General features: G+C 38.8%; 15 protein-coding genes. 9 read left to right on the top strand and 6 right to left on the bottom strand.

What is annotated here, in order from left to right; all coding sequences use genetic code 11:
* Positions 1–86: 86 nt before the first annotated feature.
* Positions 87–791: a Crp/Fnr family transcriptional regulator gene (locus MST17_RS10890; protein WP_180026801.1), complete on the top strand. Its 705-nt coding sequence runs from the start codon at positions 87–89 to the stop codon at positions 789–791.
* A gap of 62 nt (positions 792–853) precedes the next feature.
* On the opposite strand, the gene MST17_RS10885 is transcribed toward MST17_RS10890, so the two are convergent.
* The gene (locus MST17_RS10885) at positions 854–1,342 is read right to left on the bottom strand and encodes a TIGR00645 family protein (RefSeq protein WP_078189122.1); all 489 of its coding nucleotides are present in this window, start codon (positions 1,340–1,342) and stop codon (positions 854–856) included.
* Positions 1,343–1,669: 327 nt separating this feature from the next.
* On the opposite strand from MST17_RS10885, the gene MST17_RS10880 reads away from it, so the two are divergent.
* Genes MST17_RS10880 through MST17_RS10870 form a run of 3 tightly spaced genes read left to right on the top strand, consistent with a single transcriptional unit; the run spans position 1,670 to position 4,570 of the window.
* Positions 1,670–2,461, top strand: coding sequence for a tellurium resistance protein (locus MST17_RS10880; RefSeq protein ID WP_078189121.1), 792 nt, complete (start codon positions 1,670–1,672; stop codon positions 2,459–2,461).
* A gap of 16 nt (positions 2,462–2,477) precedes the next feature.
* Positions 2,478–3,608 carry a toxic anion resistance protein gene (locus tag MST17_RS10875; protein ID WP_180009477.1) on the top strand — a complete coding sequence of 377 codons (1,131 nt, stop codon included), beginning with the start codon at positions 2,478–2,480 and terminating at the stop codon, positions 3,606–3,608.
* A 41-nt stretch (positions 3,609–3,649) separates the two neighbouring features.
* A complete protein-coding gene (locus MST17_RS10870) occupies positions 3,650–4,570 on the top strand; it encodes a hypothetical protein (RefSeq protein WP_180026831.1) in 921 nt (306 codons plus the stop codon).
* Between the two features lie 85 nt (positions 4,571–4,655).
* Here the strand turns inward: MST17_RS10870 and MST17_RS10865 are convergent, their stop codons facing one another.
* Complete coding sequence (locus MST17_RS10865; RefSeq protein WP_257222706.1) at positions 4,656–5,060, bottom strand: DsbA family protein; 405 nt, start codon at positions 5,058–5,060, stop codon at positions 4,656–4,658.
* 48 nt (positions 5,061–5,108) lie between these two features.
* Positions 5,109–5,267 (bottom strand): hypothetical protein, encoded by a 159-nt coding sequence (locus MST17_RS10860; RefSeq protein WP_257222656.1) that lies wholly within the window; start codon positions 5,265–5,267, stop codon positions 5,109–5,111.
* Positions 5,268–5,699: 432 nt separating this feature from the next.
* Here MST17_RS10860 and ahpF point away from each other — a divergent pair, with 432 nt between their 5' ends.
* Positions 5,700–7,265 (top strand): alkyl hydroperoxide reductase subunit F, encoded by a 1,566-nt coding sequence (ahpF, locus tag MST17_RS10855; protein ID WP_257246857.1) that lies wholly within the window; start codon positions 5,700–5,702, stop codon positions 7,263–7,265.
* 286 nt (positions 7,266–7,551) lie between these two features.
* On the opposite strand, the gene MST17_RS10850 is transcribed toward ahpF, so the two are convergent.
* From MST17_RS10850 to MST17_RS10840, 3 genes are all read right to left on the bottom strand, one after another.
* Entirely contained in the window at positions 7,552–7,806 is a 255-nt protein-coding gene (locus MST17_RS10850; RefSeq protein ID WP_180009475.1) for a YfhL family 4Fe-4S dicluster ferredoxin, read from the bottom strand.
* Between the two features lie 9 nt (positions 7,807–7,815).
* Positions 7,816–9,210 (bottom strand): tRNA 5-hydroxyuridine modification protein YegQ, encoded by a 1,395-nt coding sequence (gene yegQ / locus MST17_RS10845; RefSeq protein ID WP_180010889.1) that lies wholly within the window; start codon positions 9,208–9,210, stop codon positions 7,816–7,818.
* Between the two features lie 80 nt (positions 9,211–9,290).
* Positions 9,291–9,707: a Cd(II)/Pb(II)-responsive transcriptional regulator gene (locus tag MST17_RS10840; RefSeq protein ID WP_168379319.1), complete on the bottom strand. Its 417-nt coding sequence runs from the start codon at positions 9,705–9,707 to the stop codon at positions 9,291–9,293.
* Between the two features lie 76 nt (positions 9,708–9,783).
* Here MST17_RS10840 and MST17_RS10835 point away from each other — a divergent pair, with 76 nt between their 5' ends.
* From MST17_RS10835 to MST17_RS10820, 4 genes are all read left to right on the top strand, one after another.
* Positions 9,784–10,419: a cation transporter gene (locus MST17_RS10835; RefSeq protein WP_180009473.1), complete on the top strand. Its 636-nt coding sequence runs from the start codon at positions 9,784–9,786 to the stop codon at positions 10,417–10,419.
* A 302-nt stretch (positions 10,420–10,721) separates the two neighbouring features.
* The gene (locus MST17_RS10830; RefSeq protein WP_180027372.1) at positions 10,722–11,285 is read left to right on the top strand and encodes a TetR/AcrR family transcriptional regulator; all 564 of its coding nucleotides are present in this window, start codon (positions 10,722–10,724) and stop codon (positions 11,283–11,285) included.
* Positions 11,286–11,975: 690 nt separating this feature from the next.
* Positions 11,976–14,867: a type VI secretion system Vgr family protein gene (locus MST17_RS10825; protein WP_257246859.1), complete on the top strand. Its 2,892-nt coding sequence runs from the start codon at positions 11,976–11,978 to the stop codon at positions 14,865–14,867.
* A complete protein-coding gene (locus MST17_RS10820; protein ID WP_180009471.1) occupies positions 14,867–16,267 on the top strand; it encodes a hypothetical protein in 1,401 nt (466 codons plus the stop codon). Before MST17_RS10825 ends, MST17_RS10820 begins: the two co-directional genes overlap by 1 nt.
* The last annotated feature ends 12 nt before the right edge of the window (positions 16,268–16,279 follow it).

Here is a 16,279-nt window from a genome sequence, read left to right as displayed (position 1 = left end):
ACAGATAAATAATGCGAAAAACAATGGTTTTACATTTTTCAGCACTTGCCTAAGATCAATGAGATCTTAGGCATTTTTTTATAGACGTGAGCGATCAAAAGAACACCACCCAACAGCATTTGTTGCAAATTTTGCGTAATGAAGACATCTTTCAGGGCTTTAGAGATCAGACTTTAGAACAGCTTGTGCAACAGGTGAAATATTCACGGTTTCATGCACAGAAGCACATCTTAAAACAACAACAAATCGTGCAAGATATTTATATTTTGCTTTCAGGTACGCTACAAATTGGTTGGTTGCAAAACAATGGTGAATTGATTGTCAATGACTATATTCGTCGTCAGTCGGTATTTAATTTTGTCGCACTCTTACAACAAAAGCCTTTGAATTATGATTATTTTGCTGCGACACACGTCGAGGTGGCAATCATTTCTGGAACAACGTTTATAGCGGTTTTACAGTGTGATTCGCAGGCGCTTTGGAATGTCGTGCAATCTCTCAGTCGACGCATGTATTTGATGTTTGAGCATAATCGTTATTTGCGAACGGCAACGCTAGAGCAGCGTATTGCTAGACATTTGATTCGACTCTATGAGCAATATGGATGTCGGCAGGAAATTCCTTTGAGACTCAGTCAGCAGGAATTTGCAGAGTCTTTTAATATTTCACGGCAAACGTTGAATAAACATTTACAGCAATTTGTTCAAACACAGGTGATCGCGTGGAATTATGGACAAATCGTGATCTTGGATCTTGAGCGTTTAAGGCAAATGAGTGAACTAGATGAATAACTAGATTTAAAATTTGACGAGAAGCCATGATCGCAAATGGCTTCATTGGACTTGTTTTTAGATTAGTGCTTACTGATTTTATCCAAATATCCCATCATAAAAGCAGAAAAAACAAAGGTTAAATGCATGATGATGTACCACATGATTTTGTCATTAGGGATGTTTTTCGCATCCATAAAAATACGTAATAAATGAATCGAAGAAATTGCCACGATTGATGCTGCAACTTTGAGTTTTAATGAATTGGCATCCATGGTGCCGAGCCAGTTCAAGCGATTGGTCGATTCATTAATTTTTAATTGCGAAACAAAGTTTTCATAGCCTGAAAACATCACCATTACAATCAGTCCACCCACCATAGTCATATCGACCAAAGAGAGGATGACTAAAATCAGGTCAGCTTCTGAATATTCTAAAATATGCGGAAGGACATGAATGACTTCTTGGAAAAATTTAATCGCGAGCAGTAGCAGTGCAAAGGATAAACCAAAGTACACGGGAGCCAGAATCCAACGTGCAGCATACATTGTATTATGGAAAAAACGTTCCATTTAAGCCTCTAAAATTATTGATCTATTATTTGGTTCTAAAGTATATGAATTAAATTTTACGATAATTTTGATAATAATTCATGTAGAGTCAGTTGTTTAATTTAAATCTAGATTGAATCTTTGGGTGTCTTAAGCTTGAATTCATCTGTGTAGGTCATCATATCAGTGGAAATGATGCTGTATGGCTGCTTAGGCGGATCTATAGGCAACGGTTGAGTTTGATGGCGAAATTTGACTGATGAAATAGATGTATTTTTTGCAAAATACTACAAGACTTTTATGGCAAAACTTGTAGTATAAAAATGATTTTATTGAGTTTAATTGGCTATGTCACAAATTGATGTATTGGTGCCGTTAAAGGATATTACGGTAGATCGGGCGGAAGTGCTTTCGATTAAGCGGAATGACCTTGTGCCATTACTGACCGATCAATATCGTCTAAATCATTATGCAGATCAATTAATTCAAGCACAGTCGGTACTGCTAGATGGTGTTGACCCTCAGTTGACGAAGCAACTTAGTCAAACCATTGAGCAGTTGATTCAAGCCTTAGCCAATTCAAAAAAATATTTAAAAACACGCAAATTTAATGCCTTGCAAAAATGGTTAGGCATTGATTTGGAGTACGGTTCAGGACAAGTTGAATATTATAAAAATTTGGATCAATTGCTTGATCGGGCAAATCATCTGAGCCAAAAATTACAGTTAGAAATTCAAAAGTCCCAAGCACGTTTTAATCAATTACAGGGTTTACGTGAGCAAATGGCGCGCTATATCGTCGCGGCTGAAGAATTTTTGCTGGAATACCCACAGTTTGTTAAAAATCAGCATCCGCTTGATAACTTTGCAGAACGCTTATCGAAAAAGGTGAATACGTTGCAAACCTTACAAGCCAGTAATGATATTGCAATTACACAAATGCAGCTTTCTCAGCAGCTTTCTTTTGGTTTATTAGATCGATATAAGGAAGCTCAGCAAGTGTTGATTCCGGCATGGCAATATCATGTGAAACAAAGTCGTCAAAGTAACTCGACAAGTTCATTGGAAAAGCTTGATAATAGCCGTGAAAATTTGATTAAAACTTTAAAAAAATCATTAGAGAATTCCTCTAAGTCTTAGAAATATAAGGTGAGTTATGACCGATTTAGATGCCAAAAATTTACCCGTTGAAGTAAGTAAAGAATTGACTGAAGAAAAGTTTCAGCAACTCAATTTACAGGAAATTGGCTTACAAACTTCCGATTTTCACGAAGTCGAAGCTGCACGTAAGGAATTGGCAGATTTAAGTCATAATAGTGTTGCCGAATATGGTAAAAACATTGCCACCAAGACGTCGACCTATACCGATGAATTATTAAATTTGGTGCAAAATAAAGATCTGGATGCGACAGGTCAAAAGCTCAATCAGGTGGTACAAGTCGCACAGCAATTGAATACCACGAGCATTTTAAATAAATCGAAAAGCTCAGGATTTTTTGGTGGTTTACTGAGTAAATTTAAAGGTGCCAAGCAAAGTTTTGATCAGCACTTTAATACCACTAAAGAGCAAATTGATGCTTTAGTTAAAGAAATTGAAACTTCGCAAAATGGCTTAAAAGCGCGTGTAAATACCTTAGATAAAATGTTTGAAGGCGTACAAGACGAATATAAACAATTAGGTGTGTATATCGCCGCAGGTAAGTTGAAAGAGCAAGAAATTCAACAGGAAATTGCAAGCTTAACCACTCAAGTTCAAGATCAAACCACTACGCAAAAAATCTATGACCTCAATCATTTGGCAAATAATCTTGAAAAACGTGTGAGTGATTTACAGATCTTGCAACAGTCTGCGATGCAGACCTTGCCGATGATTCGTATTATTCAATCCAACAATTTGATGTTGGTTGATAAATTTTATGCTATTAAAAATATCACCTTACCGGCTTGGAAAAACCAAATTAGCTTGGCGATTTCATTGCAAGAACAAAAGAACAGCGTGCAATTGGCAAATAGCATTGATGATGCGACCAATGACCTGTTAAAACGCAATGCAGATTTGTTGCATCAAAACTCTGTCGATACAGCGAAAGCCAATCAGCGTTCAGTGATTGATATTGACACACTTGAACATGTGCAAAATACCCTCATTAAAACCGTTAATGATGTGATTCAAATTCAGAAAGAAGGTGTACAAAAGCGTGAAGAAGCGACGACACGTATTCGTGCCTTACAAAACAATTTGAATCATTTAGTAATTGAATCGAGTGGTTCAAACCCTTCTTCATAAACGGTGAGGGAGGTGAAAATATAATCTGAAGGAGTATGTCTTTGCCTCCCATTGATGAATATGCGCTAAATCCGCAGCAACTGGAAACAGGGCTTCAAACCATTAAGAAGCGTCAACGCAATTTGACGTTATTGACCTTAACCAGTGTTTCTGTGCTGATCGTTTCAGCTGTGATGTTGTTTATTCAGCATGATATGGTTTATAGCTTTTTTGGCCTAAGTTCTAGCGTACAGCAACTGCATATTCCCGTCAGTGCAGGTGATTTGGCATATCAACTCGGTGAGTCCTCCGACTATTTTTCAAATTTTTTATCCTTTATTGGTTGGTTATTTCTCAAACTTATCGTTTCATTTATTGGCGCATTTTTCTTGGTTGGATTTCTAAAGAAATTTCAATTTTTTAGAATTCGATTCCAATCTTTTGTATTGAAATTTGTCGGCTGGATTTTATCGTTTATCGTGCTTTGGTCAGGCTTAACTTATGTGCAATATGACCTTAATCATGATGACCGTGCAGCAGATCAAAAATTGGTACATTATGAAAAAAATATTCAAGAAAGCCAGCTGGCTTTCGAGATGGAAGATGCACAATTGGCAAAACCCGTGCAAGCCTATTTACTTGCACAAGCTGCTTTGATGCATAAGCCTGTAGATCGTGCGACAGCAATTCCTTTGGTGCAATCCTTAATCAATGCCGAGCAACAAAATCCAGCAAAATTCCGTGAATACGGTTTTCAGCCTGAACAGCTCTGGGCAATGCAAAATCAGCTATTTGATAAAACCATGACACCGATGGCGCAAAGCGTGGAAAAACAAGTTCAGCAAGCCAATGTAGTAGAAGTTGTTGTACGTTGGGTGTTGATCGTCGTGATGGTACTCACGCTGGTTTTGAGCTTAATTTTGTATCTACTATCTCAGCATTTCAAATCACGGATTAATCGAATTGAGCAGGGACTTCATTAACAGGCCTATTTTCTTTTTAGATCATTGCATTGCTCAGAATAAAAATCCCCATCACATTGTATGGGGATTTTTGATCTTGGGTAGATTAACTTGCGCGATGAAACAGTTGTCGAAGTTCCTGTGTAGAAAAAGTCTGATCATTCACTTCGCCATCCACAAGGTAAAAAGGAATGGGGTGCTGTCCCTTTGATTTTACATATTGTGTAATTTCATGCTGACGGTCTGCAATATCTTTATGTTGAATTGAGCGTAGTACTTTTGAGCCATCTAAACCAATGCCTTCAATGATGCTTTTTAAAACCTGAATATCAGCAATATTTTGACCGTGTGCAAATAATGCATGGAATAATAAGGCTTGAGTCAGGGCATATTGATCCAGAATATTGTCCAAGGCCAAAATACCTTGATGAGCCAGTTGACTGTTTGGCATACGTTTCATGTGCTCAATATTGACAATCACATCTTCGCTATAAGCGGCAAACTTTGTCATTTCGAGTTTTCGATTTGCTGCACTTGCGCCATACTTAGTGGTTAAATACTACAGCACATCTAAGCCTTGTTCAGGAATTTCAGGAACGCGTTGAATCGGCAATAGCTCTACACGGGTTGCGGTATGTTCATTCCAGTTTTGTTTTAACTTTTGAAATGCGACATAACTCATGGGATAAACAATATCAAAGACAAATTCAATTTTCATTATTCTGCTCACTGTTGATTTTATACTTCTAGATCGATGGCTGATTGATGCAAGGGATTGATTGCGGCTTTATTGGTGGAACTCAAAAGCAGTCAAATCATCTGATATTTCCTTTGATTTAAAGCCGACTTGCTGAAATGAAACTTAAAGCTTTATAAAGATTTTGTAATTGATCAGGTCGTGCGTATGTCTTGCGCAGGCTTGGTGTGATTTCAATAAAAAAGAAAAAAATGAGGAATTTATCACGATATATGTGTGCGAATAAATCATTTTAATGTTAATATGCGAACATATATTCATGATTTAGAAAGAAATTTAACTATTTGATTTGTAAAACCGATTAATTTTATAAAAACAAACCGTTTCACCTATTTAATGGTTTGTTCTATCATTCTCTCATCAAATAAATTTACTCCTCTGGAGACGTTAGCAATGTTAGATCAAAATACTTCTGCTCAATTAAAAACCTTACTTGAACGCCTTGAAGGCCCGATTGAAATCGTCGCGACTTTAAACGGTACTGACAAATCAGACAAAATTAAAGAATTGGTAACTGAAGTTGCTGCCTTATCTGATTTAGTGACTGCACGTTTTGATGGTAACAACAGCCGTGCGCCAAGCTTTGGTATTGCAAAAGCAGGTGAAACACCACGTGTATTCTTCGCAGGTTTGCCGATGGGCCATGAGTTCACGTCCTTGATTCTAGCTTTGCTACAAACTTCAGGTTATGCACCGAAAGTTTCTGACGAAGTACTGAACACTATCAAAGGTCTAGGTCTTAAAACTGACTTTGATGTGTTTGTATCTTTAAGCTGCCATAACTGTCCTGACGTGGTTCAAGCACTTAACTTGATCGCAATTTACAACCCAGGTACAACTGCAACCATGATTGATGGTGCATTCTTCCAAGACGAAGTGGAAGAACGCAAAATCATGGCTGTACCGATGGTATTCCAAGACGGCAATCACATCGGTCAAGGTCGTATGACCTTGGAAGAAATCATTGCCAAATTAGACACCAACTCTGCTGTAAAAGATGCTGAAAAGCTAAATGCCAAAGAAGCATTTGATGTCCTTGTGATTGGTGGTGGCCCTGCAGGTAATACTTCTGCAATCTATGCAGCACGTAAAGGTATTAAAACCGGTATCGTGGCTGAACGCATGGGCGGTCAGGTCATGGATACTATGGACATTGAGAACTTCACGTCGATTCAAAAGACCCAAGGTCCTAAGTTTGCTGCTGAAATGGAAGCACATGTACGTGAGTACGGTGTGGACATCATGAACTTGCAACGTGTATCTGACATCAAAGGTGCAGATGAAACAGCCAATGGCTTGGTTGAAGTGACTTTAGAGAATGGTGCAAAACTTGAATCTAAAACAGTGATTCTTTCAACAGGTGCACGCTGGAGAGAAATGAACGTTCCGGGTGAACAAGAATACCGTACTCGTGGTGTTGCATACTGCCCACACTGTGACGGTCCATTGTTTAAAGGTAAACGTGTTGCAGTGATCGGTGGTGGTAACTCAGGTGTCGAAGCGGCGATTGACCTTGCAGGTATTGTGGAACATGTAACGCTAGTTGAGTTTGATACTAAGCTTCGTGCTGACCAAGTCCTTCAAGACAAGTTAAACAGCTTACCGAATACGACTGTGATCATGAATGCATTGTCTACAGAAGTAGTTGGTGATGGTTCACAAGTGACTGCACTGAACTACAAAGACCGTGCAACAGATGAAATCAAAACGATTGAATTGGCAGGTATCTTTGTACAAATCGGTTTGTTACCAAATACTGATTTCTTAAAAGAAACAGCGGTTGAACTTTCAAACCGTGGTGAGATCGTAATTAACGAGCGTAACGAAACCAATGTGAAAGGTGTATTTGCTGCAGGTGACTGTACAACAGTACCGTACAAACAAATCATCATTGCAACAGGTGAAGGCGCGAAAGCTTCATTGTCTGCTTTTGATTACATCATCCGTTCGGGTCAATAAAAGAAAGGCCAGTGTGTTTCGAGAAACACGCTGGCCGCGCTGAATGTTGTCATTTGAATATTATTTTTCTTAATATTCTCGTTTTACAGGAACTTTGGATGCTAACACCGGAGTTCCTTTTTTTGTCTGCAAAATTAGGATTCAAAAATGTCCCCACACATTTTGAATCCTATTCGTTGCCCAGCTATTTTTGTTTTACAACCTTATTTTTATACTTTCCCCAAGGTTGTTTCTCTATAAAATATAAAGCGGAGTAAGCAATTAATATACCAATCACATCACGAATTTAAGATTTAAATAAATTCAAGCCTTTAAACTTCTCCATTAACTGCTCATCTGTCTCCACATGTTCAGGATGAGGCACAATGCACTCAATCGGACAAACTGAAACACAAGTTTGGTGCGCATAGAAACCGACGCATTCAGTACAACGTGCGACATCGATTTCATAAATCTTTGAGCCTTCATAAATGGCATCATTGGGACATTCAGGTAGACACATGTCACAATTGATGCATTTGTCTGTAATCAACAAAGCCATAAAGTAAACTCAAGCCTGATAAGCTAAAGTTGAAGCCGAAATATCCACTGTCGAATTGGGTAAGTTACGAATCAGTAAGGCGTATCGCATATCCACATCGGCAGGTACAGGAATATCCACGATATGACCTGAACCTTTGGCATCGTCGATTAGATTACCTTTTTTATCTTTCATTTCAGTTAAAACGAAGGTGATGTTGCCTGAAGTGGTCATCAGTTCTAAAGAATCACCTACAACAAAACGGTTTTTCACTTCGATTTTAAGAGAGTCACCATTGCGTTCTAAGACTTCACCTACAAACTGTTGATGATCAAAACGTGAAGAGCCGGTTTCATAGTTTTGATATTCACTATGTACATGGCGGCGTAGAAAACCTTCGGTATAACCACGGTTCGCAAGACCTTCAAGCTGAGACATGAGAGCAGGGTCAAATGGTTTACCAGAAAGGGCATCATCGATGGCTTTACGATAAATTTGAGCGGTACGCGCACAGTAGAAATAAGACTTGGTACGGCCTTCAATTTTTAAAGAATGAATGCCCATTTTGGTTAAACGGTCAACATGCTGTACAGCACGCAAGTCTTTCGAGTTCATGAAATAAGTGCCATGTTCATCTTCTTCGGCAGCAAACATGTCTTCTTCATTGCGTTGTAATAAAACCGGCTCGCCGAATTGGTGTTGTTCTAGGGCGTGTTGCTCATCGGCATTTTTATTATTGCAGCATGATGATTCTTTAATTTGTGTGACTGGAATAACATCACCAGTTTCATCTTCAACTGCATCGTGAATTTTATAATCCCATCGGCATGCATTGGTACATGCACCTTGGTTTGCATCACGTTTATTCATATAGCCAGAAAGTAAGCAACGACCGGAGTAAGCCATACATAATGCACCATGTACGAAAACTTCAATTTCCATATCAGGTACATTGTGTTTAATTTCTTCAATTTCTTCGATTGATAATTCACGTGACAGAATGACACGTGTCAGTCCCATATTTTTCCAAAATTTAACCGTTGCCCAGTTCACCGCATTGGCTTGGACAGACAAATGAATGGACACTTCTGGAAAATGTTCACGCACCATCATGATTAGACCAGGGTCAGACATGATCAGTGCATCAGGATTCATGGCAACCACAGGTTCAAGGTCACGGATGAAATTTTTCAGTTTTGAGTTATGCGGTTGGATGTTTACCACCACATAAAACTTTTTCCCTAAGGCATGAGCTTCTTCAATGCCAATTTTTAAATTGTCATGGTCGAAAGCATTATTGCGCACACGTAAGCTATATCGCGGCTGACCTGCATACACGGCATCTGCGCCATAAGCAAAAGCGTAGCGCATATTTTTTAAAGAGCCAGCAGGTGAGAGGAGTTCGGTTACGTGTTGAATCGTCATGTCAATAAAGGCATAAAAAATTTATGGCTTTATTGTAGTGATCTAAAAAAAGGATTCAACCAAGTATTTTAGTTGGGTTTTCAAGATATTCCGTTTTCCAAATGTTTTAAAATTTGGCAATCATTAATTTGACTGGTTTCATTACAGCTAGCACGGAGCTTACTTAACTGTATTTTAAAATTTTCTAATTCTTTAATTTTTTCAGAAACTTGACGAATGTGATTGTCAATTAATTCATTCACAGCATGACAGCTTTGCGTAGGGGATTGCTCAAGTTCAAGCAGGGTTTGAATCTCGGTGAGAGAAATATCGAGGTTTCGACAGCGCTTAATAAAAACCAAACGTTTGTACATTTCTTCATCATAATAGCGATAATTGTTGTCTGCGCGGAAGCTAGGTTTCAGCAGTTTTTTCTTTTCATAAAAGCGAATACTGTCAATGCTTACCCCAGATTTGGTGGACAATTCTTTAATCAAATAATGTTTTTGTACGTTCATGCTTGACCTTGGAGTGAGTCCATAGTTTTGAATAAGAGTAATACAAATCCATTGATTTTAAAATTGGAGCACATTTATGGCATGTACATGTAGTCATGAGCCAGCACCAAACAAACCCAACAGTAAATTTCGTATCGCACTTTGGATTGCCTTAATCATTAACGCCATGATGTTTTTGGTGGAGCTGATTGGTGGGGCTTATGCACATTCTTCTGCGCTTTGGGCGGACTCGCTGGATTTCTTTGGTGATGCTGTAAATTATGGGGTTTCATTAGCCGTGCTTGGCGCCAGTTTATATTGGCGTGCAACAGTTGCCTTGGTGAAAGGTTTTGTCATGGCAGCGTTTGGGATCGTTGTGATTGCCAAAGTGCTCTATGCCTATGCCAATGGGATCGCTCCTGAACCAATCACCATGGGTGTGATTGGTATTCTGGCCTTAGTCGCTAATGTCATCTGTGCATACGTCTTATATGCCTTCCGTGAAGGTGACTCCAATATGCAATCCGTTTGGCTATGTAGCCGTAATGATGCGATTGGTAATGTCGCAGTGATCTTGGCTGCAGTCGGGGTGTTTGGTACAGGCAGTCTATGGCCAGATTTGATCGTGGCCGCAATCATGGCGATCTTAGGTTTAACGGGTGGTTATCAGGTGATTCGAAAAGCACTGCAAGAGCGTAAGCAAAAAGATATTCTGAGTACCCCTTGCTCTTAAAATACTTACTCTTAAATCCACCGTTAATGGCATTCATTTTATCCATGTTTTTAACGCAGATGAATAGTCGTTAAATCGCTAGTTGAAATTAAAATAGCAGTCAGTTTTATACGAAATTTTCCTGACTGCTAATTCGATAAATCATCTGAAATCAGACTGTATTTAATAGGGTGCTGAGGTTTTATCTACAGACTCCAATTAAGTTATGCTTTACAATAGCGCGCGAAAATCATGTTTAAAAATTAGGTTTTCTACCTTGAAAGCTTTATGTTTAGGCCCCATTGGTGCATCAGGTAAATTAAATGTCGAAAAAGCAAGACATCATTAACGTTGCGCTCCAACTCTTCAATTCTTATAGCTATAACTCGATTGGTATAGATCGAATTATTGGGGAATCGGGCGTTGCTAAAATGACGTTTTATAAATATTTCCCCTCTAAAGCCAAATTAATTGAAGAATGTCTCGTGATTCGAAATCTTAATTTACAGGAATCACTTGAAGCTGCTATTGCAAAATGTGATCCAGAAGACCATCTTTCGCATATTAAAACCATTTTTGCTTGGTACGATGCTTGGTTTCATACTGCAGATTTTAATGGTTGTATGTTTCAAAAAGCAGTAGAAGAAATATCTAAAGTTTATCCTTCGTCAGTACAAACTGCGATCGATTATAAAGACTGGCTTAAATCAAAACTAAGTACTGCCTTGCAAAATCTGGGCATTCAGCAAACTGAACAACTCGCTGCATTTCTGTGTAGTATTTTGGATGGCATGACCATCCAAGCCCAAATTGACCCCAACCAAATGCATTTAGCAGATTATTGGAAGCGAGTTGAAACCTTAATTCGTTTGGAATTGACCGCTTAAAATTTGCTTGTAGGCATCGGGGTTTTTAAATCTAGCGACGACTTATTTGTAATGATTAACCATCAATTTTTTTCACATGCTTTAAGATTCTAAGAAAATAAAAAGCGCGATTATTTGGGTAATCGCGCTTTGCTGACAATTGTGCGTTCAAATCATTCACTTTGTTAGCTTAAGTCAATGATTTGAATTTCGAACGTTTTATACGTTTTCTCTCATTTATATTGTTACCCTCTGAATGTTAAATTCATTCGGTTTTTGCAGCAAAATAGACAGACTTGTCTGTTTTTTTTGAATTATAGGGGATCTTAGGTGAATTACAAGACAGGAAAGAAAGGTTTGTGTGTTTTTTAATCTAGCTTAAATTTAAATTAATCCACTATTTTTAAAGATAATATTAAAAAATTGATCATTAAGCTCGATGTTAATTAGACGATAAAACTATTTTTACAGTTGCGTGCATGACGCTGTTCGTTGGGTGCAAGTACATGGTCTAAGACCATTTGGTGAATATTTTATATGCAAGAAGTAATTAGTGAGTGGGTTCTCCGCTTTTTATTTTTAAGTGAATTTTTGAATCGTGGATTTTACATAACGAAACATCTTCTATGGTTTTAAGCATTAAGTTTATTGATGAATTTGACTAAACTAGCAGCAAAATTATTTCCATGATTACAATTTAGAATTTTTATTATGTTAGGCAAAATATTTGCTGTATTAGAACAATTGGGTCTATCCGCCCAAAAACGTGCCATTCATGTGCAATTTTCCAACCCTGCGTTGAATGACGAGCTTTTTATTCAACGTATTGATGGGGAGCATGTCTTAAACCAAGGCCTGCAAGCGACTTTGATTTGCCTATCTACGAATGCACTTATTCCACTAAAACAATTTATTGGCGTACAAGTCGCCGTTGATCAAGTGACCGATCAGGGCGAACTCTTCCGCACCACGGGTATTATTACCGAAGCCACCCAAGGCCAGAGTGACGGTTCACTCACGCTGTATAAACTCACTTTAGAGGATGCAACATCGCTGTGGCATAAACGCAGGAACAGCCGTGTGTTTATGAACAAATCTGTTCGCGATGTCAGTGAAACTCTCTTTAAAGAATGGCAAAGCAAAAGTCCGCTCTTTGCTGCCAGTCTAACGCTAGATCTAAGCGGTTTAAGTCAGAACTATGATGTACGACCTTTCATCATGCAGTCGAATGAAAGCGATTATGACTTTTTAACGCGTCTTTGGCGCAGTGAGGGTATCAACTGGCTCATCGATGAAGCACAGTTGAAAGTGCCGCATTCCTCAGCGCCAATTGAAAAACAAAAACTTCGCCTGATTGATGACAATAGCCAATATCAAGCACTCAGCCGTCGTAGCATCCGCTTTCATCGCTCTAGCGCCACAGAAAAACAAGACAGCATCACCAGCTTGATCGGTGAGCGTAGCATTCAACCGACTGCGGTCCATGTGCAGCGCTGGCAAGCCGATGGACTCAGCCAAGAAGAAGGCGCAGGTTCAGTTCAAAGTAAACATCAGCATAGCCAAAGCCAAGACAATGCCAGCTTAAGTTTGGAACAAGCATGGCATATCAGCCCTGCATGGATGCAAGACTTAAAAGGCGAAGACCAAGCTACCGCTTCATCCAATAGCCAAATTGAAAAACTGAATCAAAACCTAACGCGCTATCACGAGCTACAATCAAAAAAATTCAATGCACAATCGACCGTGCGTGATACCCAAGTGGGTTATTGGTTTGAACTGAATGAACACCCTGAAATTGATCAACATAGTGGTGCAGACAAACAATTTTTAATTACAGAAAAGAAATTCTATAACCAAAATAACTTACCCAAAGACCTTACTGAACAAGTTAATCAACTGATTGAACAAAGTCAGTGGAACATTAAACCGATCCATGAACAGGCCGAGCGTCAGGCCAATCAGCTCACATTACAACGCCGCAATATTGCGACCGTTCCTGCATATAACCCACTCGAACACCGTCCAAGCACCCACCCGCAACGCGCCAAAGTCGTTGGACCAAGTGGTGAAGAAATACATGTCGATGAATGGGGACGTATCAAAGTCCGCTTCTTATTTACCCGTGGAGATGACCACAGCCATGATGGCGGTGCAGGCAGCAATGACAATGACACGGACTCTGCATGGGTAGATGTACTGACTCCATGGGCCGGTGAAGGCTATGGCGCACGCTTCTTGCCACGCATTAATGAAATCGTGGTCATCGATTTCTTTGACGGTAATATCGACCGACCATTTGTGGTGGGACGTATACATGAAGCACAGCGCAGTCCGACCCAATTTGATAGTAAAGGCAAACTGCCAAACACCAAAAAACTAGCTGGAATAAAAAGTAAGGAAGTCCAAGGGGAAGGCTTTGGACAACTGCGCTTTGATGACACGACTGGACAAATATCAACACAATTACAAAGTACCCATGGTGCCACTCAGCTTAACCTCGGTAACCTTAGTCATCCCAAAGAAACCGCAGAAAGTGCAGGGCGAGGTGAAGGCTTTGAACTGAGAACCGACCAATGGGGCGCAGTACGTGCAGGACAGGGGCTACTTGTCAGCACACACCCACAACAACAAGCAGCGGCAATGCACCTCGACGCACAAGCGGCGAAAGAACAAATCGAAGCCAACTTAAACAGCAGTAAAGCCTTAAGTGAAGTGGCGAAAAACCAACAAACTGACCCACTTGAAGTCTTGGATAATTTAAAAAACTTCCTTCGGCAAATCGAAAAAGGCAGTAAAGAAAAGGCGGATGCCTTTAAACAAGCCTTAATGATTTTATCTGCACCAAACTCAATTGCTGTAAGTAGTCAGGAAGATGTTCATCTTTCAGCAGATGGACAGATCAGCCAAAGTGCAGGGGATAGCATCAACCTCAGCAGTCAAAAATCCTTAATTGCCCATGCACAAAGCAAGATCAGTCTATTTGCAGCACAAGAAGGCTTACGAGCTTATGCAGGCAAAGGCAAAGTTGAAATCCAAGCCCAAGGAGATGGGGCAGATCTGATTGCCCGAAAAGGTATTCAAATTATTTCCACGGAAGATGTAGTTTATATCACCAGTCCTAAAGAAATAATCCTGACTGGAGGCGGATCACAGCTCAAGATTAATGGTTCTGGCATATTCCCTACCACGGGTGGAAAGTTTGAGGTTAAGGCTGGGCAGCATTTATTTACAGGTGGAAGTACGGCTCAACCAAAAAATATTACTTTACCATTATTAGGTGAAATGCAAAATTGGATGGAATTGAACTACCATTATGATGATTTATCACCAGTTAAAGGGGCTCCTTTTAAAGTCTTTTTTGAAGATGGAAGTTACAGAGAAGGTACTTTAGATGATAAAGGGTACGCTAAATTAGAAAATGTACCTAAAGGAAAATCTGAAATTTATTATGGGGAAGATCCGTCAGAGTTTAAAAAAGACATTCCCGATGACCTAGATGCAGAAATTGAAGATACAGACACTATTGACGATGATATTTGGTCACTATTAGATGAAGAAGCATATCAAAAACTTACAAATAACTTACAGAATGGAGCGAAATAATGGGCTCTGTCGCTAAATATAAACGTTCTGTAGATTCTGTTCCCGGTGGATGGCTACAAAGTTTAAAAAAAGACACTATGACTTTCTTTAAAGGTGAAAGTACTGGTGGTTGGGCAATTTTAGCGGAGACGGTAATTGGGTGTGTACCTGTTTTAGGTCAATTGGTAGACGCGAGAGATATTATTAAAGCGATTATCATTTTATCTGCAAATCCAGCTAGCCCTGCTGGATGGTTTGATCTTATTACAGCATTAATTGGCTTAGTTCCAGGTGGTGGGGATGCTGTCAAAATGTCATTAAAAAGTGTCAAAAAAGGCGCTTTACCAATGGATAGTATTTTAGATGGTATCCGAAAACTAGGGAAAGGTGATCCTGAGCAATTGATACGTAAGTGTCTAGATCTAAATGCATTACAAAAAAATTTGGATAAGATACTGACAAACCCTAAAGTATTAAATCAGCTAAGCCCTGAAGCTCGTAAAAATGTTGATCAGATTCGAAAAAATTTAGGTAAACAATTACAAGAATTTAAAAAGGAAGTTGATGGCTGGCTAATAAAAAGTAGAAAAACTTCAGCAGATGCAAATAAAAATTCTAAGAACCAAACAAATAAGCCAAATTCTCCAGCAAATGGTGGACAAAAAGCAAACAATACAAATCAGGGCAAATCTAACAGTACCAATAATTCGTCAATAGGCCAAACAGCTATAACTAATTTATCTAATAAATTTAAAGGTATTCTAGGTGAGCATATGGCAGATTACTATTGCCAAGAAATTAAAGGCTGGGGAACTTCAACACATGATAAGATAGGAACGAAAAACTCTCATAAATTGAATGATAATGGGGAAATGGTAAATCTATTTTCTATTAAAAGTAGAGGGCGTGGTATAGATGGAGTTTGGAAGAAAAATAATAATGACGCAAAACCATATGCAATTATTGAGGCTAAATGTAGCCAAAATCCTGCTGCTTCACTTAGAGATTTATTAGGTGATGCTAATGATAAAAATGGTATTGATAAATCAATACCTCAACAACAACAAAGATCTGGCAGAACTTCTAGAAACCGTACTAACACTAGTTCAACTAATCGTAATCTAACTTTAGGTGGCGAAAAATATAGAGATTCTAGTGGAAAAGTAGTTCAAATGAGCCATCATTGGATAACAAATCGTCTTGTTAAATCAGTAGGAATTAAGCTAGCTCCAATAATATTGAAAAAAAGAAGATATGAAAGATATGTTATTTTTTTTAGTGGATTGCAGGTAGTAGAACATGCTGTTGCATTAATTAAATTCTTATCTAAACAAACAGTAACTGATAAAGAACATTCTATTCATACAGCTACAAAGGTTTGGACTGATAAAGACATTAGTATCGTTGTTAATAATAAATAATTGGAAATTTAT

The organism is Acinetobacter sp. YH16056_T (assembly GCF_024605895.1).
Taxonomy (GTDB): domain Bacteria; phylum Pseudomonadota; class Gammaproteobacteria; order Pseudomonadales; family Moraxellaceae; genus Acinetobacter; species Acinetobacter amyesii.
The sequence above is the reverse complement of the archived record's forward strand: the minus strand, read 5'-3'. Positions and strand labels throughout refer to the sequence as shown.